This is a genomic window from Micromonospora sp. WMMD729, from assembly GCF_049315225.1.
Taxonomy (GTDB): domain Bacteria; phylum Actinomycetota; class Actinomycetes; order Mycobacteriales; family Micromonosporaceae; genus Micromonospora.
Genome location: NZ_CP186059.1, coordinates 5,307,970 through 5,328,932, shown reverse-complemented (window position 1 = coordinate 5,328,932; position 20,963 = coordinate 5,307,970). Strand labels below are relative to the sequence as shown.

Annotated in this window: 17 protein-coding genes and 1 pseudogene; 11 read left to right on the top strand and 7 right to left on the bottom strand. The window is 71.8% G+C overall.

Translation table 11 applies throughout. From position 1 onward, the window contains the following. Positions 1-10 precede the first annotated feature (10 nt). The 4 genes from ACN263_RS24340 (at position 11) to ACN263_RS24325 (ending at position 2,854) form a co-directional block, all read left to right on the top strand. Positions 11-505 carry a SigE family RNA polymerase sigma factor gene (locus ACN263_RS24340; RefSeq protein WP_422736634.1) on the top strand — a complete coding sequence of 165 codons (495 nt, stop codon included), beginning with the start codon at positions 11-13 and terminating at the stop codon, positions 503-505. Next, a complete protein-coding gene (locus ACN263_RS24335) occupies positions 502-1,569 on the top strand; it encodes a hypothetical protein (RefSeq protein ID WP_422736633.1) in 1,068 nt (355 codons plus the stop codon). The genes ACN263_RS24340 and ACN263_RS24335 overlap by 4 nt, the downstream gene beginning before the upstream one ends. A 64-nt stretch (positions 1,570-1,633) precedes the next feature. Then, positions 1,634-1,957 carry a hypothetical protein gene (locus tag ACN263_RS24330; protein ID WP_422736632.1) on the top strand — a complete coding sequence of 108 codons (324 nt, stop codon included), beginning with the start codon at positions 1,634-1,636 and terminating at the stop codon, positions 1,955-1,957. A gap of 99 nt (positions 1,958-2,056) precedes the next feature. Next, complete coding sequence (locus tag ACN263_RS24325; RefSeq protein WP_422736631.1) at positions 2,057-2,854, top strand: alpha/beta hydrolase; 798 nt, start codon at positions 2,057-2,059, stop codon at positions 2,852-2,854. Positions 2,855-2,902: 48 nt separating this feature from the next. Here ACN263_RS24325 and ACN263_RS24320 read toward each other — a convergent pair whose 3' ends face one another. From ACN263_RS24320 to mce, 5 genes are all read right to left on the bottom strand, one after another. Beyond that, on the bottom strand, positions 2,903-4,003 hold the full coding sequence (locus ACN263_RS24320; protein WP_422740808.1) for an AI-2E family transporter: 1,101 nt from the start codon (positions 4,001-4,003) through the stop codon (positions 2,903-2,905). 375 nt (positions 4,004-4,378) lie between these two features. Then, complete coding sequence (locus ACN263_RS24315; protein WP_422736630.1) at positions 4,379-6,547, bottom strand: hypothetical protein; 2,169 nt, start codon at positions 6,545-6,547, stop codon at positions 4,379-4,381. A 179-nt stretch (positions 6,548-6,726) separates the two neighbouring features. Beyond that, positions 6,727-7,992, bottom strand: a complete 1,266-nt coding sequence (locus ACN263_RS24310; RefSeq protein ID WP_422736629.1) for a cell division protein DivIVA — start codon at positions 7,990-7,992, stop codon at positions 6,727-6,729. Between the two features lie 287 nt (positions 7,993-8,279). After that, complete coding sequence (ccrA, locus tag ACN263_RS24305) at positions 8,280-9,635, bottom strand: crotonyl-CoA carboxylase/reductase (protein ID WP_422740807.1); 1,356 nt, start codon at positions 9,633-9,635, stop codon at positions 8,280-8,282. Between the two features lie 337 nt (positions 9,636-9,972). After that, positions 9,973-10,440 (bottom strand): methylmalonyl-CoA epimerase, encoded by a 468-nt coding sequence (gene mce, locus ACN263_RS24300; RefSeq protein ID WP_422736628.1) that lies wholly within the window; start codon positions 10,438-10,440, stop codon positions 9,973-9,975. Positions 10,441-10,502: 62 nt separating this feature from the next. On the opposite strand from mce, the gene ACN263_RS24295 reads away from it, so the two are divergent. Together ACN263_RS24295 and meaB are read left to right on the top strand one after the other, a co-directional pair. Beyond that, positions 10,503-11,702 carry an acetyl-CoA C-acetyltransferase gene (locus ACN263_RS24295; RefSeq protein ID WP_422736627.1) on the top strand — a complete coding sequence of 400 codons (1,200 nt, stop codon included), beginning with the start codon at positions 10,503-10,505 and terminating at the stop codon, positions 11,700-11,702. A gap of 49 nt (positions 11,703-11,751) precedes the next feature. After that, positions 11,752-12,756, top strand: coding sequence for a methylmalonyl Co-A mutase-associated GTPase MeaB (meaB, locus tag ACN263_RS24290; protein ID WP_422736626.1), 1,005 nt, complete (start codon positions 11,752-11,754; stop codon positions 12,754-12,756). A 59-nt stretch (positions 12,757-12,815) separates the two neighbouring features. On the opposite strand, the gene ACN263_RS24285 is transcribed toward meaB, so the two are convergent. After that, complete coding sequence (locus ACN263_RS24285; RefSeq protein ID WP_422736625.1) at positions 12,816-13,214, bottom strand: hypothetical protein; 399 nt, start codon at positions 13,212-13,214, stop codon at positions 12,816-12,818. A 228-nt stretch (positions 13,215-13,442) separates the two neighbouring features. On the opposite strand from ACN263_RS24285, the gene ACN263_RS24280 reads away from it, so the two are divergent. The 5 genes and pseudogenes from ACN263_RS24280 to ACN263_RS24260 form a co-directional block, all read left to right on the top strand. Then, entirely contained in the window at positions 13,443-13,859 is a 417-nt protein-coding gene (locus ACN263_RS24280) for an Asp23/Gls24 family envelope stress response protein (RefSeq protein WP_422736624.1), read from the top strand. A 131-nt stretch (positions 13,860-13,990) separates the two neighbouring features. Then, positions 13,991-14,401, top strand: coding sequence for an Asp23/Gls24 family envelope stress response protein (locus ACN263_RS24275; RefSeq protein ID WP_422736623.1), 411 nt, complete (start codon positions 13,991-13,993; stop codon positions 14,399-14,401). Between the two features lie 96 nt (positions 14,402-14,497). Continuing rightward, positions 14,498-16,186, top strand: a complete 1,689-nt coding sequence (locus ACN263_RS24270) for an acyl-CoA mutase large subunit family protein (protein ID WP_422736622.1) — start codon at positions 14,498-14,500, stop codon at positions 16,184-16,186. Between the two features lie 198 nt (positions 16,187-16,384). Further along, positions 16,385-17,308: a tetratricopeptide repeat protein gene (locus ACN263_RS24265; RefSeq protein WP_422736621.1), complete on the top strand. Its 924-nt coding sequence runs from the start codon at positions 16,385-16,387 to the stop codon at positions 17,306-17,308. 85 nt (positions 17,309-17,393) lie between these two features. After that, a pseudogene (locus ACN263_RS24260) lies at positions 17,394-18,446 on the top strand (arginase family protein); the annotation flags it as partial. Positions 18,447-18,879: 433 nt separating this feature from the next. On the opposite strand, the gene ACN263_RS24255 reads toward ACN263_RS24260, so the two are convergent. Beyond that, positions 18,880-20,844, bottom strand: coding sequence for a penicillin-binding transpeptidase domain-containing protein (locus ACN263_RS24255; RefSeq protein WP_422736620.1), 1,965 nt, complete (start codon positions 20,842-20,844; stop codon positions 18,880-18,882). Positions 20,845-20,963 lie beyond the last annotated feature (119 nt).

Below are 20,963 nucleotides of genomic sequence, written 5' to 3'. Positions count from 1 at the left end.
CTAGGAGGATGTGACCTTCGAGGAGTACGTCGGCAGTCGTGGCCCGGCCCTGATGCGGCTGGCCCGGCTGTTGACCGGTGACGAACACCGGGCCGAGGACCTCACCCAGGAGGTGCTGTCCCGGGCGTACGTGCAGTGGAAGCGGATCTCCCGCGCCGACCGGCCCGACGTGTACGTGCGACGGATGCTGGTCAACGCCAACAACTCCTGGTGGCGCCGCCGGTCGAATCGGGAGTTGGTCGTCGACACCGTCGGAGATCGGCCGCTCCGCGTCGACGTGGGCGGGGAGACGGCCGACCGGGACGAGATGTGGCGGCTGATCCTCGCCCTGCCCGACCGTCAGCGGGCGGTGCTGGTGCTGCGCTACTACGAGGACCTCGACGACGCGACGATCGCCCAGATCCTGGACTGCTCGCCGGTCACCGTCCGCACCCACGCGATGCGGGCGCTCGCCAACCTGCGGGAGCGCTGCGGCGCACCGGCGACGAACGGGAGCCGACCGTGACCGACCTCGATCAGCGGATCAACCAGACGTTGCGCCAGCGCGCCGAGGGCCGCGTGGACACCGACCGGCTGGTGCGGGTCTCCCGCGCCCGGGGCCGGCGCCGTCAACTGCATCGCCGGGTCGCTGCCGGCACCGCTTTGTCCCTGGTGGGAGCCCTCGGCTTCGTCGGGGTGACGGAGGCGCGTTTCGACGCGTTGACGGGCCGTATGCCCTGGACCACCGCGACGCCGAGGGTGGTTCCGCCAGTGCCACCGCGCGCCGACGGAGTGCCCGGAGCGGCCTCCGATCCGACGCTGGTGAGCGCTGACCCGGAGGTGCTGCACGTCGGCGTCGACCCGGCTCGGGCTCACTACCTGGGCTGGGAGGTGATTCAGGGCTACGTCGAGACCATACGGGTCGCTGTGCCGGGCGGCGGGGAGGTGCGCGTCGACGTGAGCAGGACAGCCGAGCTGCCCGCCAGCGTCGTGATCGACGGCGTGTCCTTCGACGTGACCGAAGCGGGTCCGCAGCACTTCGACGGCACGGTCCGACCGACGACCGGTATGCCCCGCAGCCTGGTCAAGATGTGGCAGCCCGCGCAGGGCCTCTACGCGCGTGCCGTCATGCCGCAGGGCAACGCGGCAGTGCTCGAGCGGACGGTCGAGGCCCTGCGCTGGAACAAGGCCCGACGGTGCCCGGGGCCCCTTCGGCTAACCTCCCTGCCCGAGGGCGCGCGGGTCACCAGCTGCGCGGTCGACATCGCCTCGTATCCCCGACTGATCACCGCCCGTTTCGCCGTCAAACGTGCCGAGGCCGAGATCATGACGGTGGACTACCGGTACGCGAGCTCGGCGGGTACCTATACCACGTCGGACCGGACCATCGCCGGCAAACCGGCGCTGCTGACCGCGAACGGGACGAGGCTGGAGTTGGTCGGCGTTCCCCGGACGATGGTCCTCGCCGACTTCGGTTGGCCCTGGCAGGGGGAACCGCCGGCGCACATCTTCACCGAGGCGGACGCGACCACCGTGCTGGCGGGGGCACAGGTCACCGCGGACCCGACGCGGCCGGAGAGCTGGAAATGACCCCGGCTCAGGCGGGGCCGGCCGAAGGACCACCCCGCCCGAGGTGACCGTACGCTTGGTGACTGTGAGCCCCCGTCGCAACCGCCCTCGCCGGGACGAGAACGCCAACCTGGACGCCGACCGTGTCCGCCAGGGCGTCGCCTCGGTGCAGCAGTGGACCGACGGCGCCTGGCAGGTACGCGGGATCGGGGCGGGCGCGTCGGTCAAGACGTACCGCTGCCCCGGTTGTGACCAGGAGATCCGACCCGGGGTGGCGCACCTGGTGGCCTGGCCGGCCGACGGCCTGGGTGACCTGACCGACCGCCGGCACTGGCACAGCGGTTGCTGGCGGGCCCGGGAGCGGCGCGGCCCGGCGGTGCAGCGCGGCCGGGGCGCGCCCCGCTACTGAGCGGTCCGCCCTGGTGCCCCGCGCCACGGCTGAGCGATCTGGATCACCCTGTTCGTGCCTCGGTGGGCGGCGGTGGTGACTTCGCGACAGACTGGGGCGGTGAGCACAGCGATCCGCGCGTCGTCGATCCTGCCCGGCCGCCGGGAGGACATCGAGCTGCACACCGCCGACGGGCTGCGGTTGGTCGGCGAACTGGCCCTACCGGCCGACCGGCCGCCGGTGGCCACCCTGGTCTGCCTGCACCCGCTGCCCACGCACGGCGGGATGATGGACAGCCACGTGTTCCGCAAGGCGGCCTGGCGGCTGCCGGCGCTGGCCGACCTGGCCGTGCTGCGGTTCAACACCCGGGGCACCAGCAGCGTGCGCGGCACCAGCGAGGGCACCTTCGACGGCGCGGTGGGCGAGCGGTACGACGTGGCCGCCGCGATCGAGTACGCGGAGTTCGCCGAACTGCCCAACATCTGGCTGGTCGGCTGGTCGTTCGGCACCGACCTGGCCCTCAAGTACGGCTGCGATCCGGCGGTGGCCGGCGCGATCCTGCTCTCCCCGCCGCTGCGCTTCTCGACGCCGGACGACCTGACGACCTGGGCCACCTCCGGTCGACCGCTGGTGGCGCTGGTACCCGAGTTCGACGACTACCTGCGCCCGGCCGAGGCGCGGGAGCGGTTCGGGGCGGTGCCGCAGGCCGAGGTGGTCGGGGTGCCCGGCGCGAAGCACCTGTGGGTGGGTGACGCGGAGACGGTGCTCGACGAGATCGTCAAGCGGGTCAACCCTGCGGTCGAGGTGCCCCTGCCGACGACCTGGGACGGGCCGATGGAGGCCGGCGACGTCAGCGCGTACGCCGACCGGACGGTGGCGGCCTTCGCCGACACGCCCGTCCCCGGCCCGGCCGACTGAGCCTGCTCGGTTCCGCTCCCGGCGGCTTCAGCTGCGCTCCCGGCGGCTTCAGTTGCGTTCCTGGCGGGGCAGCACCACCTCGCGCAGGATCAGTTGCAGCGCGGCCACCGTGGGGATGGCGATGAGCGCCCCCACCACGCCCAGCAGCGCCACGCCGAGCAGCGCCGCCAGCAGGGCGGCGACCTCGTTGACCTCCACCGAGCGCCGCATCACCTTCGGGTAGATCAGGTAGTTCTCCACCTGCTGGTAGACCAGGAAGAACACCGCGCAGGCGATCCCGGTGGGCAGGTCGGCGGCGAAGCCGACCAGGCTCACGATCACCGCGCCCAAAGTCGCGCCGATCTGCGGGATCAGGTCGGTGACCGCGACGACCACGGCCAGCGCGAAGGGGTACGGCAGCCCGACGATCAGCGCGAAGACGAACGTGGTCGCACCGGCCAGCACCGCGATGCTGAGCGCCCCGACCATGTACGCGCCCACCTTGGTGAGGATGGCATCGCCGATCAACGCCGCCCGCTCGCGGCGGGACCGGGGCACCAGCGCGTAGCCCAGGGAACGCAGCTTGTCGAAGTAGGCCAGGAAGTAGATGGTCAGCACCAGCACGGTCAGCGTCCGGAACACCGTGCCGAAGATCAGTTGGGCACCACCGAGCACCCCGCCGAGCGCCCGGCCGATGGTGTCGGCGTTGGCCGCGCCCTGCACCCGCTCCACCACGTCGTACCGCTCCACCAGGTCGTTGACCGTGGGATTGCGGCGCAACTCGTCGAGCAGACTTGGGATCTGGTCGATGAACTGCCCGGACTGCGTCACGATCGGCGGTACCAGCGCCACGATGCCGCCGCAGAGCAGCAGCACCACGGTCAACGCCACCACCGCCACCGCCAGGCCGTGGGGCACACCCCAGGTGCGCAGGCGCACGACCGCCGGGTTGAGGCCCACCGCGAGGAAGAGCGCGATCACCACCAGCACCAGAATGCCGCCGGCATTCCGGATCCCCAGATAGAGGGTGTACGCCAGCAGCACGCCCAGCGCGCCGGTGAAGCCGACGAGGAAACTGCTGCGCCGCAGCGGACGCCCCGGCGTGCCGAACTTCCCCGACGGAACCGCCGGAGGCTCGTCCGGGTCGAATCCCGGGGCGGGAACCGGCACCGGTGGCGGCGTCTGCACCGGTGGATCATCGGGGGTCGCCTGCGGACGCTCGGCAGACGTGCTCGCATCGGAGTCCCTGGCGGACGGGCTCCCGGCCGGCGGATGGTCGGAGCTGCGGTCCGGACCCTCGGCCGACGGATCGTGCTGCGGCACCAGGACCTCCGGTCAGGCGGTGGGAACGGGCGACGGCGACGAGAGTGGCGATGCTCGCTGTCGTCCACAACACCGTCAATGGTGCTCCACTCGTGTCGCCGGCCGCTCAGCGACCCACCCTCTGCCGAGGAACGGCAATGGTCCACCCGAGATCCCCGATATCGGGGTGTCCGAGGCAGTGGGACAGCCCGATATCAGCGATGTCGTGTCGGAGGCGTGCCGTCAGTCCTTCTCGATGGTGACCTTGCTGGGCTTGGCGCTGCGCTCGTCGGTGGTCGGCTTGGTGGGGCGCTTGCCGTTCTCGCCGGTACTGGTGATCTTGGTTGGCTTGGCGCCCCGGCCGCCCTCCCCGGGTACGGCGGCCACGGTCGGCTCGCCGTCCACCCCGGCGCTGGCCGTGCCACCGTCGACCGTGGTCACCGGCTCGGCCACCGGTCGAGTGGTGGGCTGCCCGTCCTCGTCGGCGTTGGCGGTCGCCGGTTGCCGAACGTCAGCGGGCGCCGCCTTGAGACCACCGGCCGCGCCGCTACCGTCCGCACCGCCGCCGGCCGCGCCGCTACCGTCCGCACCGCCGCCGGCCGCATCGCTACCGGCGACACCGGCGCCGTCACCCGGGCCGCTCCCGCCGCCGGCGGCCACGGTCGCGGGCTCGGCCGGCGCGTCTGATCCGTCGCCGCCGGCTGGACCGGTCCCGCCGTCCGCCGTCGCGGTCGCCGTTGCGGTGACCGGCGCGTCGGGGCGACTGCCGGCCGTCGGTGCCGTCGGACCGTCGATCGGGCCGGTGATGCTGTGCAGCCGCAGCTCGGCCATCTGCCGCTCGGTCTCGTCGAACTCCTGCCGGGCCTTCCAGGTCTCCTGCCGCAGGTCGGCGAGCTGCTGCTGGGCCTGCGCGATCTCCAACATCACCTGGGCGAGCTGCTGCCGGCCCGCCGCCGCCTCCTGCTGCGTCGCCGCCAGGTGCTGCTGCGTGGTCGCGAGGTGCTGCTGGGTGGTGGCCGCGTACTCCTCGAACTGGCGGCGCGAGGCCGCGACGTGCTCGTCGGCCTTGCGCCGCTTGTCGCCCGCCTCGGTCTCGGCGCGGCTCAGCATCTCGGCGGCCTCGGTCTCGGCGCGCTGGCGCAGGGCCGCCGCGTCCGTCTCGGCCGCCTGGCGGATCGCGTCCGCGCCCTGCTCGATCTCGTTCTTGCGGGTGGTGTACTCGGTCTCCAGCTCGTCGCGGCGCGCGGTCCAGCCCGACTCCAGCTCCTGCTGGCGGGACTCGTGCTGCTTGTCGAGTTCGTCGCGGCGCTTGGCGAACTCCTGCTCGGCGGTGGACCGTTGCTGGGCCAGCTCCCGATCGGCCGCCTCCCGCCGGGAGTTGACCTCCTGCTCCACGCCGGCCCGCCAGGCGCCGAGCTCCTGCTGCGTCTGCGCCCGGGACTGCTGCACGTACGCCTCGGTCTCGCTGCGCATGCGCTGCACGTACGCCTCGGTCTCCGCCCGGCTGCGCTTGGCCGCCTCGGTGGCCTGCGTGGTGATCCGCTCCGCCTCCTGCTGGGCCTTGGCCCGGGTGGCCCGGCCGGCCATCGACGCGTCGTCGATGATCTGCTTGGCCTCCTGCTGGGCCTTGGCGTGGGTCGCCCGGCCCGCCTCGGTCGCGGTGTCGGTGAGCCGCTTGGCCTCCTGCTGCGCCTTGACGTGCACTTCCTTCGCCGCCTCGCGCAGCTCCGCCGCCTCCTGGCGGGCGGTGGCCAGCGCCTCGCGGGCCTCCTCGCGCAGCTTGGTGGCCTCCTGCTGGGCCCGGGTGTGGATCTCCTTGGCGGTGTCCCGGAGCTGGGTGGCCTCCTGCTGAGCCTTGGTCAGCTCGTCCTGGGCCGCCTTGCGCAGCTTCGCCGACTCGTCCTTGGCCGAGCGGAGCGTCGCGTCCGCCTCCGCGCGACGGGCGGCGGTGTGCCGCTCCTCCTCCTGCCGACGGGCGGCGAGGGCGATCTCGAAGTCCTTCAATGCCCGGTCGGCCTGCTCGCGGGCTTCCTCGATGATGTGCTCGGCGGCGGCCCGGCGGGCGTCGATCTCCTCGTTGGCCGCGGACAGGATCTGCTCGGCCTGCTCCTCGGCGAGGGTGAGGATCGACTCGACCCGGGGGCCCAGGTGCCGGAAGGAGGCCCGGTCGACCACGTTCATCTGCTTGCGGACCTGGGTCAGATCCCGTTGCAGCACCTCGACCTGGCCGGCGAGCTTGTGGATCTGTGTATAGGCCTGTTCCCGTTCGGCGGCGAGGGCCGCGATCTCGTGCTCAGCACGCGCGACGTACCGGTCAACCTGTTTCTTCTCGTACCCCCGCAGAGCGGACTCGAAGCTGGGCTCCGTGGTCACATCCCCGCCGAGAGCGAACAGTTCCTCGCCGTGCGACATGCCCCCATCCTCACACGCATCGCCCGCGGCTGGGGCGATACGGACGCCCCTTGTGGGACCTACTTCACTCCGTGGCGAGGGCGCCACACCAAGGGGTTGTGAGACGCACACGGCGCGAGGTCACACCGGTTACCCGGTGTCACCTCGCGCCGTCGATGCCCCGACCTGACGCCCTCGCGTCAGCCGGCGGTCTCCGCGGTGACCCGCTCCTGCGCGCCGTCGGTCTTCTTCGTCTCCGACTTCGTCGCCGCGGCGGGCGACGACGCGGGAACGCCGGGCACGATGCCGGCGAGCCCGGAGAGCATCTGCCCGAGCTGCGAGGTGACCGCGTCCTTCTGCCGGGTGAGGTCCTCGACCTCGCGGCGGGCGGCCTGGGTGGTCAGCTCGGCCTCGGTGCGGGCCTCGGTGAGCAGGCGCTGCGACTCGGCCTTGGCCTCGTTGAGCATCTTGTCGGACTGCGCCTTGGCCTTGTCGACGGTCTCGGCGGCGTTGCGCTCCGACTCGACCCGACGGGCCTCGGCGCGCTGCTCGATCTCCTTGGCGCGCTCCTGGGCGGCGCGGGCGCGCTGCTCGGCCTCGCTGACCATCTTCTGGGTCTGCGCCACCTGGGCGGCGTGCCGCTCGGACTCCTCGCGCTCGGCCTTCTCGCGCCGCTCGGCGAGTTGCAGCTCCAGAGCCTGGAGGTCCTTGTCGCGCTTGTCCCGCGCGTCGGTCAGCAGCTTGGTGGCCTCGGCGCGCTTCTCCTCGGCCTCGCGGGCGGCCTTGGCCCGCTGCTGGGTGATCTCCCGCTCGGCGGTGGCGCGCAGCGTGGCGACCTCCCGCTCGACGGTCGACTTCAGCTCCGCCACCTCGTGTGCCGTGACCGTCCGCAGCTGCTTGGTCTCGCGGTCGGCGTCGGCGCGCAGCGTGTCGGCCTCGCGGCGGGCCTGCACCCGGACCTCGGCGGCCTCCCGCTCGGCGGCGGTACGCAGGTTGCCCGCCTCGCGCTCGGCGGTGGCCTTCATCGCCGCGGCCTCGGCACGGGCCTTGTCGGTGATCTCCCGTGCCTCGAGGCGGGCGGCGGAGAGGATGCCCTCCGACTCGCGCTTGGCCTCGTTGCGGTGGTCGTTGGCCTGCTCCTCGGCGAGCCGGAGGATCTGCTCGACACGGGTGCCGAGCCCGGAGAGGGTGGGCCGGCTGTTCTCTTCGAGCTGCTTGTTGGTGTCGGTGAGCTTCTGCTCCAGCGCACTCATGCGCTGCTCGGCCTGCCGGAGACGACGCTGGGCGTCGTTCATCCGCTGCTCGGCCTCGGCACGGGCCTGCTCGGACTGGGTCAGCGCGGCGGTCATCCGGCCGATGAAGTCATCGACCTGGTGAGTGTTGTATCCGCGCAGGCCAACGGTGAAATCTGGCTGCGAGTTCGCGTTATCGAAGAACGCGAGAGGGGAGGACTGCTGCTGGGGCATTGGGACATACTGGCAGACGCCCCAGGGTGCTTCGCAAGAGCGGTACGCAGCTTTCGTCTCCTCTTTACATGGTCAACTGCCCTGGCCGTCGGGGTTGGACCAATCGGCGATCTTGGCAGCTCCGGGGCCGGGTTGAGGCCACGGAGCGTGACGTGAAAAAGGGCCACGGGGTTGTGCCCCGTGGCCCTTTGTTCGAGCCGGATGGGTTCGGGCTAATGGGGGTGGAAGAACAATGCCGGATCACCGCATTGGCCATCGGCTGCTCATCCGTCCGGCCGGTGTGCCGCTCAGTGCCCCCGGAACCGGTTGATCGCCGCCTCGTGCCGGGCCCGCAGCTCCCCGTCGCGGACACCCAGTCCGTCCGACGGCGCGAGGCAGCGCACCCCGACCTTGCCCTGGTGCGCGTTGCGGTGCACCTCGTACGCGGCCTGACCGGTCTGCTCCAGTGAGTAGGTGCGGGACACCGTGGGGTGCACCTTGCCGAGCGCGACCAACCGGTTGGCCTGCCACGCCTCGTGGTAGTTGGCGAAGTGGCTGCCCACGATCCGCTTGAGGTGCATCCAGAGGTAGCGGTTGTCGTACTGGTGCTGGAACCCGCTGGTGGACGCGCAGGTGACGATGGTGCCGCCGCGGCGGGCCACGTAGACGCTCGCGCCGAACGTCTCCCGACCGGGGTGCTCGAAGACGATGTCCGGGTCCTCGCCGCCGGTCAGCTCGCGGATCCGCTCACCGAACCGCCGCCACTCGTCCGGGTCCTGGGTCTCCTCGTCCTTCCAGAACCGGAATCCCTCGGCGGCCCGGTCGATGACCAGTTCCGCGCCCATGCTGCGGCACAGTTCGGCCTTCTCCGGGGAGGAGACGACGCAGACCGGGATCGCGCCACCGTTGAGGGCCATCTGGGTGGCGTACCCGCCGAGGCCACCGGACGCGCCCCAGATCAGCACCACGTCGCCCTGCTTCATGTTGGCGCCGTGGTGGGAGACCAGCTGCCGGTACGCGGTCGAGTTGACAAGTCCCGGGCTGGCCGCCTCCTCCCAGCTCAGGTGGCGCGGCTTGGGCATGAGCTGGTTGGCCTTGACCACGGCGAGCTCGGCCAGCCCACCGAAGTTGGTCTCGAACCCCCAGATCCGCTGCTGCGGGTCGAGCATCGTGTCGTCGTGCCCGGCGGCGTCCTCCAGCTCGACCGAGAGGCAGTGCGCGACGACCTCGTCGCCGGCCGCCCAGCGGGTCACCCCCGGCCCGGTACGCAGCACCACCCCGGCCGCGTCCGAACCGACAACGTGGTACGGCAGGTCGTGCCGGCGGGTCAGCTCGGAGACGCGGCCGTAGCGCTCGAGGAAGCGGAAGGTGGACACCGGCTCGAAGATGCTGGTCCACACCGTGTTGTAGTTGATCGCGCTGGCCATCACGGCGATCAGCGCCTCGCCCGGCCCGAGTTCCGGGGTCGGCACCTCCTGCACGTGCAGCGCCTTGCGGGGGTCCTTGTCCCGGGTGGACATGCCGTCGAACATCCGGGACTCCTCGGCGCGGACGACCACGCCTCGGTAACTCTCCGGTACGGGCAGTCCGGCGACGCCGGCCAGTTCCCGGTCCGGGTCGTTCGATTCCTCCGCCGCCATGATCGCTTCGAGGATGTCCTGCACGGTGACCTCCGGTTCGTCCCGCACCCGCGCGGGCCCGGGTGCTGCCATCGTCGGCGCCGGTGGGACGCGACCGCCATGTCGGCATTCGACACATCCGGCACCGGCCGCGCTCCTGTGGGCCGGGACGTTACTGAACGGTAGCTAAAGCCGGAAGTCCTCTGTGAAAAACTGCATCCGCCGATGCGTGAAGGTGCCCGACCAGCGCGAAAACCACGCACCCCCGCGCGCCACCCACCCCGTTCTCCCGGTGATCAAGAGATTGGCGTCAGATCGAGGCCGGGAACTGACGCGAACCTCTTGATCACCACCAAGGCAGCAAGGGCGGGAGGGGTGGGTTTCAGGGGGCGGGTTGGACGAGTTCGACGAGGACGCCGCCGGCGTCCTTCGGGTGGACGAAGTTGATCCGGCTGTCCGCGGTGCCGCGCCGCGGCTCGTCGTAGAGCAGCCGCATCCCCCGCTCGCGCAGCGCCGCGCAGGCCACGTCGATGTCCGCCACGGTGTAGGCGACCTGCTGCACGCCCGGCCCGTTGCGGTCCAGGAACTTCGCGATCGTCGACTCCGGGCTGAGCGGGGCGAGCAACTGCACGCAGCCGCCCTCGGTGGTCGGTCCGACGGCCAGCATCGCTTCCCGTACGCCCTGCTCCGCGTTGGTCTCGACGTGTACGCAGCGCATCCCGAAGGTCCGCTGGTAGAAGTCGATCGCCGCGTCCAGGTCCGCGACGGCGATGCCCACATGGTCGATCTTGCGAAGTCCGATGTCTGTGACGTAGTCCGCACCGGGCTCGACGGGGGAGTTCTCTGTCATGGCGTTAGTCTGGCCGAACCATCGTTCAGGCGTACAGCACGGCACCCCCCTCGGAGGCAGGCATGGCTTCGGTGATCGTCAGCGGCGCGCGTACCCCCATGGGGCGGCTGCTGGGCAACCTCAAGGACCTCCCGGCCACCAAGCTCGGCGGGATCGCCATCAAGGCCGCCCTGGAGCGGGCGGGTGTCAGCCCCGACCAGGTCCAGTACGTGATCATGGGTCAGGTGCTCCAGGCCGGCGCCGGTCAGATCCCGGCCCGACAGGCGGCGGTCGAGGCCGGCGTACCGATGTCCGTGCCCGCGTTGACCATCAACAAGGTCTGCCTGTCCGGCCTGGACGCGATCGCCCTCGCCGACCAGCTCATCCGGGCCGGCGAGTTCGACATCGTGGTGGCCGGCGGCATGGAGTCGATGACCAACGCCCCGCACCTGCTGATGGGCCAGCGCACCGGCTACAAGTACGGCGACGTGGTGGTCAAGGACCACATGGCGCACGACGGGCTCAGCGACGCCTGGGACTGCTGCTCGATGGGCGAGTCGACCGAGCGGCTCGGCAGCCGGCACGGCATCAGCCGTGAGGAGCAGGACGCCTTCGCCGCGACGAGCCACCAGCGGGCCGCCGCCGCGCAGAAGAACGGCCACTTCGCCGAGGAGATCACCCCGGTGCTGATCCCGCAGCGCAAGGGCGACCCGCTGGTGATCAGCGACGACGAGGGCATCCGGCCGGACACCACCGTCGAGTCGCTGGCCAAGCTGCGCCCCGCCTTCACCAAGGACGGCACCATCACCGCCGGCAGCTCCTCGCCGATCTCCGACGGCGCCGCCGCGGTGGTCGTGATGAGCAAGGCCAAGGCCAAGGAGCTGGGTCTGACCTGGCTGGCCGAGGTCGGCGCGCACGGCAACGTGGCCGGCCCGGACAACTCGCTGCACTCGCAGCCGTCCAACGCGATCAACCACGCCCTCAAGAAGGGCGGCCTGAGCGTCGAGGACCTCGACCTCATCGAGATCAACGAGGCCTTCGCGCAGGTCGGCATCCAGTCCACCCGTGACCTCGGGATCAGCCCGGACAAGGTCAACGTCAACGGCGGCGCGATCGCCCTCGGGCACCCGATCGGCATGTCCGGCGCGCGTCTCGTCCTCACTCTCGCCCTGGAGCTCAAGCGGCGCGGTGGCGGCACCGGCGCGGCGGCGCTCTGCGGCGGCGGCGGTCAGGGCGACGCGCTGATCATCCACGTTCCGGGAAGCGCAGCGGTCGACCGGTGAGCAGTGCGTCGGTTCCGTGGGTCCCGCGGTCGTGAACGAGGATGACACGGTGAGCGAAGCGGTAGAGAACGTCCCGACGGCGGGCACCGGCTCGGTGCGCCGCAGCCGGGACGTGCCGCTGCTGGTCGAGCGGGCCCGCGCCGGTGACCCGCGGGCGGTGGCCCGCCTGATCACCCTGGTGGAGAACGGCGATCCGCTGCTGCCGGAGATCGCCGCCGCGCTGGCGCCGTATGCCGGGCAGGCCCAGGTGGTCGGGCTGACCGGCTCGCCCGGGGTGGGCAAGTCGACCACCACCAACGAGCTGGTCCGGGCGCTGCGGGCGCGCGGCCACCGGGTGGGTGTGCTGGCGGTCGACCCGTCCAGCCCGTTCACCGGCGGGGCGATCCTCGGCGACCGGGTGCGGATGCAGGACCACGCCACCGACCCGGGCGTCTACATCCGGTCGATGTCCAGCCGGGGCCACCTCGGCGGGTTGGCGGCGGCGACGCCGCAGGCGGTCCGGGTGCTGGAGGGCGCCGGCTGCGACGTGGTGCTGGTGGAGACCGTCGGCGTCGGGCAGGCCGAGGTGGAGGTCGCCTCGCTGGCCGACACCACGCTGGTACTGCTCGCGCCGGGCATGGGCGACGCCATCCAGGCCGTCAAGGCCGGCATCCTGGAGATCGCCGACGTGTTCGTGGTCAACAAGGCCGACCGGGACGGCGCCGACGCCACCGTCCGCGACATCCAGGGCATGATCGCGCTGGGCGAGCGCGGGCCGGGGCAGTGGCGGCCGCAGGTGGTCCGCTCGATCGCGGCCCGCGGCGAGGGCATCGACGACATCGCCGCCGCCCTCGACAAGCATCGTGGTTGGCTGGTCGAGCACGGCGAGCTGCGCCGCCGGCAGGAGGCGCGGGCCGCCGCCGAGGTCGAGGCCATCGCGCTCGGCACGCTGCGCGCCAGGATCGGTTCCCTGCGCGACGGTACGGAGTTGAGCACGCTCGCCGCCAAGGTCGCCGAGGGCGCCATCGACCCGTACGCGGCGGCGGACGAACTGCTCGCCCAACTGGGCTCCTGAGCCGGTAACGCGACGGGGCCGACGCCGATCACCGGCGACGGCCCCGCGTCAGCTGGGTGCTAGCCGCAGTGGCCCCAGGGACTGGTCCACACGGTGCCCCGGCTGGATCCGCCGAACTGGATGCACTTTCCGGCGGCCGCGGCCCGCACCGGCCCCGCGTAGTACTTGTAGGGGTCCTCGTCGAAGGCGCCCAGATCGTTCGACAGGATCAGGTATGCGCCGACCATGGTGGCCTTGCCCCGGTCCGCGGTCTTGATGGTGACCACGCAGTTGTAGCCGTTGGACTTGTAGAGCAGGTACACCGTCGCGCCGGGCAGCCCGTGGCTGTCGATCACGTAGTACCCGGACCCGCAGAGGGCGCTGGGCGACTCTGCCGCCTGGGCCGGGCTGGCCGCGCCCAGCAGCGCGCTGACCGACAGGGTGACCGCCGTGGCGAAACTCAACAACTTCCTGCGCATTGAACAGACCTCAATCATGGTGCCTAAGGGGTCCAACGTGGACGTTTCGATCGGCAGCCTAGTCGCCAAGATCAGCCTGTGTGGTCCCTCGGCGGCGCGCTGCGCGCCCGGAAGCGAGGGTCGCTCCGGTTTTAGTAGGCTCGCGGCGCGTGGCCGGCAGCGAGGCCGGCCCGCGGCGGGCTGACAAGACGGTCGGTCCACATGGGTCGCACCAGGGGAGATGTGATCATGACGGACGCGGTGGAGAACGCCGGTACGGTGCCGCCCGCGACGGGTGCGGCGCGGGGCATCACGACGGTTTCCGACGAGGTCGTGGAGAAGATCGCCGGAACCGCCGCCCGTGCGGTGCCTGGTGTCGCCGATCTCGGTGGTGACGTGGCCCGGTTCTTCAACAGTGTGCTGGACAAGGTCGGCCTGGACGAGGTGGGCGACGCCACTCGGGGTGTCTCGGCCGAGGTGAAGGGTGGATCGGCCGTCATCAACGTGGTCCTGGTGATCGACGCCGGGCACGTCGTCGCGGATGTGACCGAGGCCGTGCGGGCCGCCGTGATCGAGGCGGTGGAGAAGTACGGCCTGACGGTCACCCAGGTCAACGTCACTGTGGACGACATCGAGCTGAACCAGCCCGGGGCGGCCGGAGCCTGAGGCGTAGCGGTCGGGCGTCGCATCCATCGACGACACTCCGATGGCACGTCGGGCTTGTAGGCTCGCACCGCCCCACCGAGGTGGAGGCCGGGTGGTGTCTCGGCGCGGTGACGCGAGGAAGGGGAGCGGTGGTGGACCACGAGGTGACGCAGGAGCTGTCGATGGCATCGACGATGGTCGGCGGGACGACGAAGGTCGCGGACGAGGTGGTCGAGAAGATCGCCGTCGCCGCGGCCAGGGCGGTGCCCGGCGTGGTCGAGCTGGGCGGGGATGTCGCCCGGTTCTTCAACGTGGTGTTCGACCGGGTCGGGCTGGACCAGTTGGGCGACGCTCGACGGGGCTGCTCCGCCTATCTGACGGGGGACGCCGCCGTGATCAACCTGGTGCTGGTGATCGAGGGCGGTCGCCCGGTGCCGGAGATCACCGGCGAGGTGCGCGCCCAAGTGACGGCGGCTGTCGAGGCGTACGGGCTGCGGGTCGACGAGGTCAACATCCGGGTCGACGACGTGGCGATGGGTGGCCCCGCGGCTCCCACGCTCTGACCTGGTTACCCACCGGTACCAGCTGACTTAGCGATCGTTCAGGCCAGGGCTCTACACTCGGTGTGCCAGTCGACGAACCGAGGAGGAGCCCTGCGCATGGACGCCGACGAGATCGCCGCCGGACGGGCACGCTGGCAGGCCCGGTACGACTCCGCGCGCAAGCGTGACGCCGACTTCACCACGCTCTCCGGGATGCCGGTCGACCCGGTCTACGGGCCGCCCGAGGGCGCCTCCTACCCGGGTTTCGAGCGCATCGGCTGGCCGGGCGAGTATCCGTACACCCGGGGTCTGTATCCCACCGGCTATCGCGGTCGGACCTGGACGATCCGGCAGTTCGCCGGCTTCGGCAACGCCCAGCAGACCAACCAGCGGTACAAGATGATCCTCGGTGCCGGCGGCGGCGGCCTCTCGGTCGCGTTCGACATGCCGACGCTGATGGGTCGCGACTCGGACGACCCGCAGTCGCTCGGCGAGGTCGGGCACTGCGGTGTCGCCATCGACACCGCCACCGACATGGAGGCGCTCTTCGACGGCATCGACCTGGCCGGTGTCACCACCTCGATGACGATCTCCGGCCCGGCCGTGCCGGTGTTCTGCATGTACCTGGTCGCCGCCGAGCGGCAGGGCGCCGACCTGTCCACGCTGGACGGCACCCTGCAGACCGACATCTTCAAGGAGTACATCGCGCAGAAGGAGTGGCTGTTCGACCCCGAGCCGCACCTGCGCCTGATCGGCGACCTGATGGAGTTCTGCGCGGCCGAGATCCCGCGCTACAAGCCGCTGTCGGTCTCCGGCTACCACATCCGCGAGGCCGGCTCGACCGCCGCGCAGGAGCTGGCGTACACCCTCGCCGACGGCTTCGGCTACGTCGAACTGGGGCTGTCGCGCGGGCTCGACGTGAACGTGTTCGCGCCGGGGTTGAGCTTCTTCTTCGACTCGCACGTCGACTTCTTCGAGGAGATCGCCAAGTTCCGCGCCGCCCGCCGGATCTGGGCCCGCTGGCTCCGCGACGTGTACGGCGCGACCAGTGAGAAGGCGCTGTGGCTGCGCTTTCACACGCAGACCGCCGGGGTGTCGCTGACCGCGCAGCAGCCGGTCAACAACGTCGTACGGACGGCCGTGGAGGCGCTCGCCGCGGTCCTCGGCGGCACCAACTCGCTGCACACCAACGCGCTGGACGAGACCCTGGCGCTGCCCACCGACGAGTCGGCCGAGATCGCCCTGCGCACGCAGCAGGTGCTGATGGAGGAGACCGGCGTGGTCAACGTGGCCGACCCGCTCGGTGGCTCCTGGTACGTCGAGGCGCTCACCGACAAGATCGAGGCCGAGGCGGAGGAGATCTTCGCCCGGATCCGTCAGCTCGGCGGGGAGGGGCCGCACCAGATCGGCCCGATGACCTCGGGCATCCTGCGCGGCATCGAGGACGGCTGGTTCACCGGCCACATCGCCGAGTCGGCCTTCGTCTACCAGCAGGCCCTGGAGAAGGGCGACAAGAAGATCGTCGGCGTCAACTGCCACACCGGCACCGTCGCCAAGGAGCTGGAGATCCTGCGCATCTCGCACGAGGTGGAGCTGGAGCAGCGCCGGGTGCTCGCCGAGCGCAAGAGCGCCCGGGACGAGGACGCGGTCCGCGCGGCGGTGGCCCGGATGGTCGACGTCAGCCGCACCGATCAGAACATGATCCCCGCCATGCTCGACGCCGTCCGCGCCGAGGCCACGCTCGGCGAGATCTGCGACGCCCTGCGAGCCGAGTGGGGCACCTACCGCGAACCGGCCCGCTTCTAGCCCCGCCCCCCCACCCCACCCCGCTGCGTCGATCTTGCAGTTTCTGCGGCGACATATGCCGCAGAGGCGGACTTAGTGACAACAGAAAGCGCAAGATCGGCGGGGTGGGGCGGGGGCGGGGGTGTGGGGCGTGAGAGTTGCGACGTTGGAGTTGTGGGTGAGCCGGGATTGCGGGCTCGCGTGCGAGACTAGGTAACCATGAGCGACCCACGGATCACCTCGTCGATCTTCACCCGCGGCGCGGTCGACCTCAGCACGCTGCGTGGCCCCGCACCAGCCAGTACTCGCCCCGGCACACCCCCGCAGGGCGGCCCGTCCGCCGGCACGCCGGGCGCACCGACCGCCGGCGGCAACGCCTCCATCGTTGACGTCACCGAAGCGACCATCCAGTCCGCGGTGCTCGAGCAGTCGATGGCCACGCCCGTCATCGTCTTCTTCGGCGCGGCCGGCTTCCCGGAGAGCGACGAGTTCGCCCCGGTGCTCGAGCGGCTGGCCGCCGAGGGTGGCGGCACCTGGGTGCTGGCCCGGGTCGACGTGCAGGAAAACCCGCGGATCGCCCAGATGTTCCGGGTCCAGGGCATCCCGATGGTCTACGCGGTCGTCGGCGGCCAGCCGATCGATGCCTTCTCCGGGGTGGTGCCCGAGGCCCAGCTCCGCCAGTGGATCCAGGCGGTGCTCAAGGCCGGCGGCGTGACCGTGGCCGAACCGGAGGACCCGCGCCTCGACGAGGCGGACGACGCGCTCATGAGCGGCGACCTGGACGCCGCCGAGCAGGCGTACCGCAAGATCCTCGCCGATGCCCCCGCGGACGCCGCGGCCACGGCGGGCCTCGCCCAGGTCGGCGTGGCACGCCGGGTGGCGGGCGCCGACCCGGCCACCGCGCTGGCCGCCGCCGAGAGTGCCCCCGACGACGTCGCGGCCCAACTGCTGGCCGCCGACATCGAGGTGCTCAGCGGGTTGGCCGAGCAGGCGTACGCCCGGCTCGTCGGCCTGGTCCGGCGCACCGCCGGCGAGGACCGCGAGACGGTCCGCCAGCACCTGGTGTCGCTCTTCTCCATCGCCGGCCCGGACGACCCGGCGGTCGCCTCGGCCCGGCGAGCCCTGGCCAGCGCCCTGTTCTGAGTCCACAGCACGACTGTGAGTTCGTAGTACGCCAGCGCGGGCCGGCGTTTCGCCGGCCCGCCCGACCACCAGGGGACGGGAGCTCATGATGCGCCGGATCGCCGTCCTCGACGCGCCGACAAACCTCGGCCTGCGACCGCCGACGTCCACCTCTGTGCCGGGGTGCGCCAAGGCCCCCGGTGCGCTGCGCGACCACGACCTGCTGGCCCGGCTGCGGGCCCGCGACGCCGGGTGCCTCACCCCACCCCGGTACGACCCCGGTGACTGGCGCCCCGGCGACGGCGTGTGCCACGCCCGGGAGATCGCCGACTACTCGCTCGCGCTCGCCGAGCGGATCGGCTCGATCATCGACCGGGGTGAGTTCCCGGTGGTGCTCGGTGGCGACTGTTCCGTGCTGCTCGGGTCCGCGCTCGCCATGCACCGCCTCGGCGAGGCGGTCGGCGGGCGGATCGGGCTGGTCTTCGTCGACGGGCACTCCGACTTCCGGCACCCCGGCAACGCCTCCTACGTCGGTGCGGCCGCCGGGGAGGATCTGGCCCTGGTCACCGGGCGCGGGCAGGCCGACCTGGCCGCGTTGGAGGGTCGCCGGCCCTACTTCCGCGACATCGACGTGGTGGTGCTCGGCATCCGGGCGCAGGACGAGTACCGGCTCGACCTCCAGGCCGCCGGGATCACCACCCGGCCGGTGCCGGCGTTGCGCGCCGAAGGCGCCGCCCGGACGGCGCAGTGGGCGCACGAGCAGCTCGCCGACTGCGCGGGCTACTGGGTGCACATCGACGTCGACGTGCTCGACCCCGCGGTGATGCCGGCCGTCGACGCCCCCGACCCGGGTGGCATCGCCTTCGCCGAGCTGGAGATCCTGCTCGCCGGCCTGGTCGACACACCGCACTGCCTCGGCGTCGAACTGACCGTCTTCGACCCCGACTACGACCCGGACGGCTCGTACGCCGCCGAGATCGTCAACACCGTGGTCGCCGGTCTGGCCCCGGTCACCGCCCCGGAGGCGATGCCACCGCGGCTGCTGTCACCCCGGCCCACGCCCGGCGCGCGTCGGGCCACCGAGCGGACGACCGCCGCCCGGCCCGACCGTGCCGAGCGCCACGACGGGCCCGCCGGGCTTGATGGTGCCGCGGGTGTGCAGGGGTCTGCCGGCTTCGAGGGCGTTACGCGCACGGTCGCAGACACCGCCCGGATTGGTGAGTACGACGACGAGGGCCTCGGCTCCTCCCGGATTCCGGTGAGGAGTGAGGTGGCCGACGAGGTCGCGGCAGAGGCCGAGCCACCCGAGATCCGCGATCGGTCCCCGTCCGAGCCGTCGGGCCTCGCGGCGCAGATCGCGGCCACGGTCGAGCGCGAACCGGTCGGTCCGCCCGCCTCGGCCGGCCCGGGTCTGCTGCGGCGTCCCTCCCCGCCGGCCCCGAACTCACCCGAAGGGCCCCAGGCCGACACCGCCTGAGCCAGTCGCGAACGCCCCCACCGTGATCGACTCGGTATCAGCGAAACCGGGGTGTCCGGACAGCATGGACACCCCGGTTCAGCGAAACGGAGTGGATCAAGACCGTGATCGTCGGTCAGGTTTTGGGGAGGGCGCGGAGGAAGCGTTCGGCGATCGGGACGGCCGTGGCGGTGCTGGCGCCGCCGTTCTCGACGAACACGGCGAACGCGACGTCACCCCGCCAGCCCACGAACCAGGCGTGCGTGTGGGCCGGGTTGTCGTCGAACTCGGCGGTGCCGGTCTTGCCGTACACCTCGCCGCCCGGGACGTCCTTGAGTGCGCTCGCGGTACCCGCGGTGACCACCTCGCGCATCATCGTGCGCAGCGCCGCGACGGACTCCGGCTTGAGCTGCTCGCCGGGCGGGGCCGGCTTGGCGGGTGCCGGGTCGACGAGCAGTTTCGGCTGCTCGAAGCGGCCCCGGGCGACGGCCGCCGTGGCGCCGGCCATGGCCAGCGGGCTGACCAGCGTGGTGCCCTGGCCGAACGACGCGGCGGCCTGCTCGGCCGGGCTGCCGCCGGTGGACACCTTGCCGGTGAAGGCGTCCACGCCGAGGTCCCACTGCCCCTCCAGCCCCACCGAGCGGCCGGCGGCGGCCAGCCCGTCGCCGCCCAGCTTCGGCGCCAGCGAGGCGAAGGCCGTGTTGCAGGACTTCGCGAAGTCGGTGCGGAACGGCACCGAGCCCAGCTCGAAGTTGTCCGAGTTCTTGAAGGACCGGCCGTCGACGGTGAAGGTCTTCTTGCACTCCACCCGGCCGTCCAGGGTGACCGCGCCCCGGTCCAGCAGGCCCAGCGCGCTCACCATCTTGAAGGTGGAGCCCGGCGGCACCTGTGCGGTGAAGGCCAGGTTCTCGCCGGCCGAGCCGGGACCGTTCGCGGCGGCGAGCACCGTGCCGTCGCTGACCCGTACCGCGACCAGCGCGGAGCGGCGCGGTTCCGCGCGCAGAGCCCCGTCGGCCGCGTTCTGGGTGGCCACGTCCAGGGTGGTCTTGAGCGCCTGACCCGGCTGCGGTTCGCGGTGGAACAGTTCGGCACCGGTGGGCGCCAGCTTGCCGTCCTCGGCGGGGCGCTCGACCACGACGGTCAGCCCGGGGGTGCCGCGCAACCGCTCGTCGTAGCGGCCCTGCAGACCCCCGTGCCCGACGAGGTCGCCGGCGACGTACCGGTCGGGGTGGGCGGCGAGGTCGTCGGCCTGTGCCTGGTCGACGCTGCCGAGCAGCGCGCGGGCGAACTCCCGGGTCGGGGCCAGGTCGATCTTGTCGGAGTTGAACTTGGTGCCGGGCAGGTCGTAGATGCGGGATTTGATCTGCTTGTACGCGTCCTCGCGCAGCGTCACCACCTCGACGAAGGCGCCCGGGTCAGCCTCGGCGACCCGCTTGGGCAGGTCGGCCAGGTCGACGCCGGGGACCAGGGCCGGCCGGATCGCCTTGAAGGCGCCGTCGAGATCCTTGACCAGCTTCTTGATGTCGGTGACCTGGCTGGGCTGCACGCCCACCCGCACCACGGGGCGTGGTGACACGATCGGGGTGCCGGCCGCGTCCAGCACGCCGGCCCGGGGGCCGGTGTCGCGGCGCAGCCCCAGCCGGTCGCCCTTGGTGAGCTGTTCGTGCAGCACCCGTGGCTCCCACATGACCTGCCACTGGTCGTCGTCACCCTGGACCAGCCGCAGCTCGCGGTCGTACGTCCAGTGGGTCTGACCCGGCAGCGACCAGTCCACCCGCACGGCGGTGGTCGCGATGTTCTTGGTGATCTTCGGCTCACCCTGTCGGCTCAGGGCGGGTGGGGTGGCGGCCAACTCGCCGGACAGCTCCTTGATCTCCTTGCTCACCTCGGCCGCCGGAATCTTCGCGCCGGTCGAGTCGACCATGGCGACCGCCTGGAGGTCGCCGCTGCGCCAGCCGGCGAGGAAGGCGTCGACGCTGCTCTCCGGCCCGTCGTCGCCCGAGCACGCGGCCAGCACACCGGCGGTGAGCAGGGCGGCGGTGAGCGCGGCTACCCGCCGTGCGCGGTTCGGCCGTCGGAGGCGGGGGTAGGACAAGGTCATGAAGCGGTCCTTCCGATCTCGTGCTGCCCTGCACGGTAGTACGCGAACGCTGTCCCCAACGTCCCGTAACGCCCTCGACGTGCGGAAAGACGGACCGGGCCGGTGTGATGAACATCGCG

Bases quoted from the DNA above. Each gene is read 5' to 3' on its own strand.
- ACN263_RS24315 (WP_422736630.1), bottom strand. From the start codon at position 6,547: ATGTCGCACGGCGAGGAACTGTTCGCTCTCGGCGGGGATGTGACCACG.
- ACN263_RS24310 (WP_422736629.1), bottom strand. From the start codon at position 7,992: ATGCCCCAGCAGCAGTCCTCCCCTCTCGCGTTCTTCGATAACGCGAAC.
- mce (WP_422736628.1), bottom strand. From the start codon at position 10,440: ATGACAGAGAACTCCCCCGTCGAGCCCGGTGCGGACTACGTCACAGAC.
- ACN263_RS24295 (WP_422736627.1), top strand. From the start codon at position 10,503: ATGGCTTCGGTGATCGTCAGCGGCGCGCGTACCCCCATGGGGCGGCTG.
- ACN263_RS24285 (WP_422736625.1), bottom strand. From the start codon at position 13,214: ATGCGCAGGAAGTTGTTGAGTTTCGCCACGGCGGTCACCCTGTCGGTC.
- ACN263_RS24280 (WP_422736624.1), top strand. From the start codon at position 13,443: ATGACGGACGCGGTGGAGAACGCCGGTACGGTGCCGCCCGCGACGGGT.
- ACN263_RS24270 (WP_422736622.1), top strand. From the start codon at position 14,498: ATGGACGCCGACGAGATCGCCGCCGGACGGGCACGCTGGCAGGCCCGG.
- ACN263_RS24265 (WP_422736621.1), top strand. From the start codon at position 16,385: ATGAGCGACCCACGGATCACCTCGTCGATCTTCACCCGCGGCGCGGTC.
- ACN263_RS24255 (WP_422736620.1), bottom strand. From the start codon at position 20,844: ATGACCTTGTCCTACCCCCGCCTCCGACGGCCGAACCGCGCACGGCGG.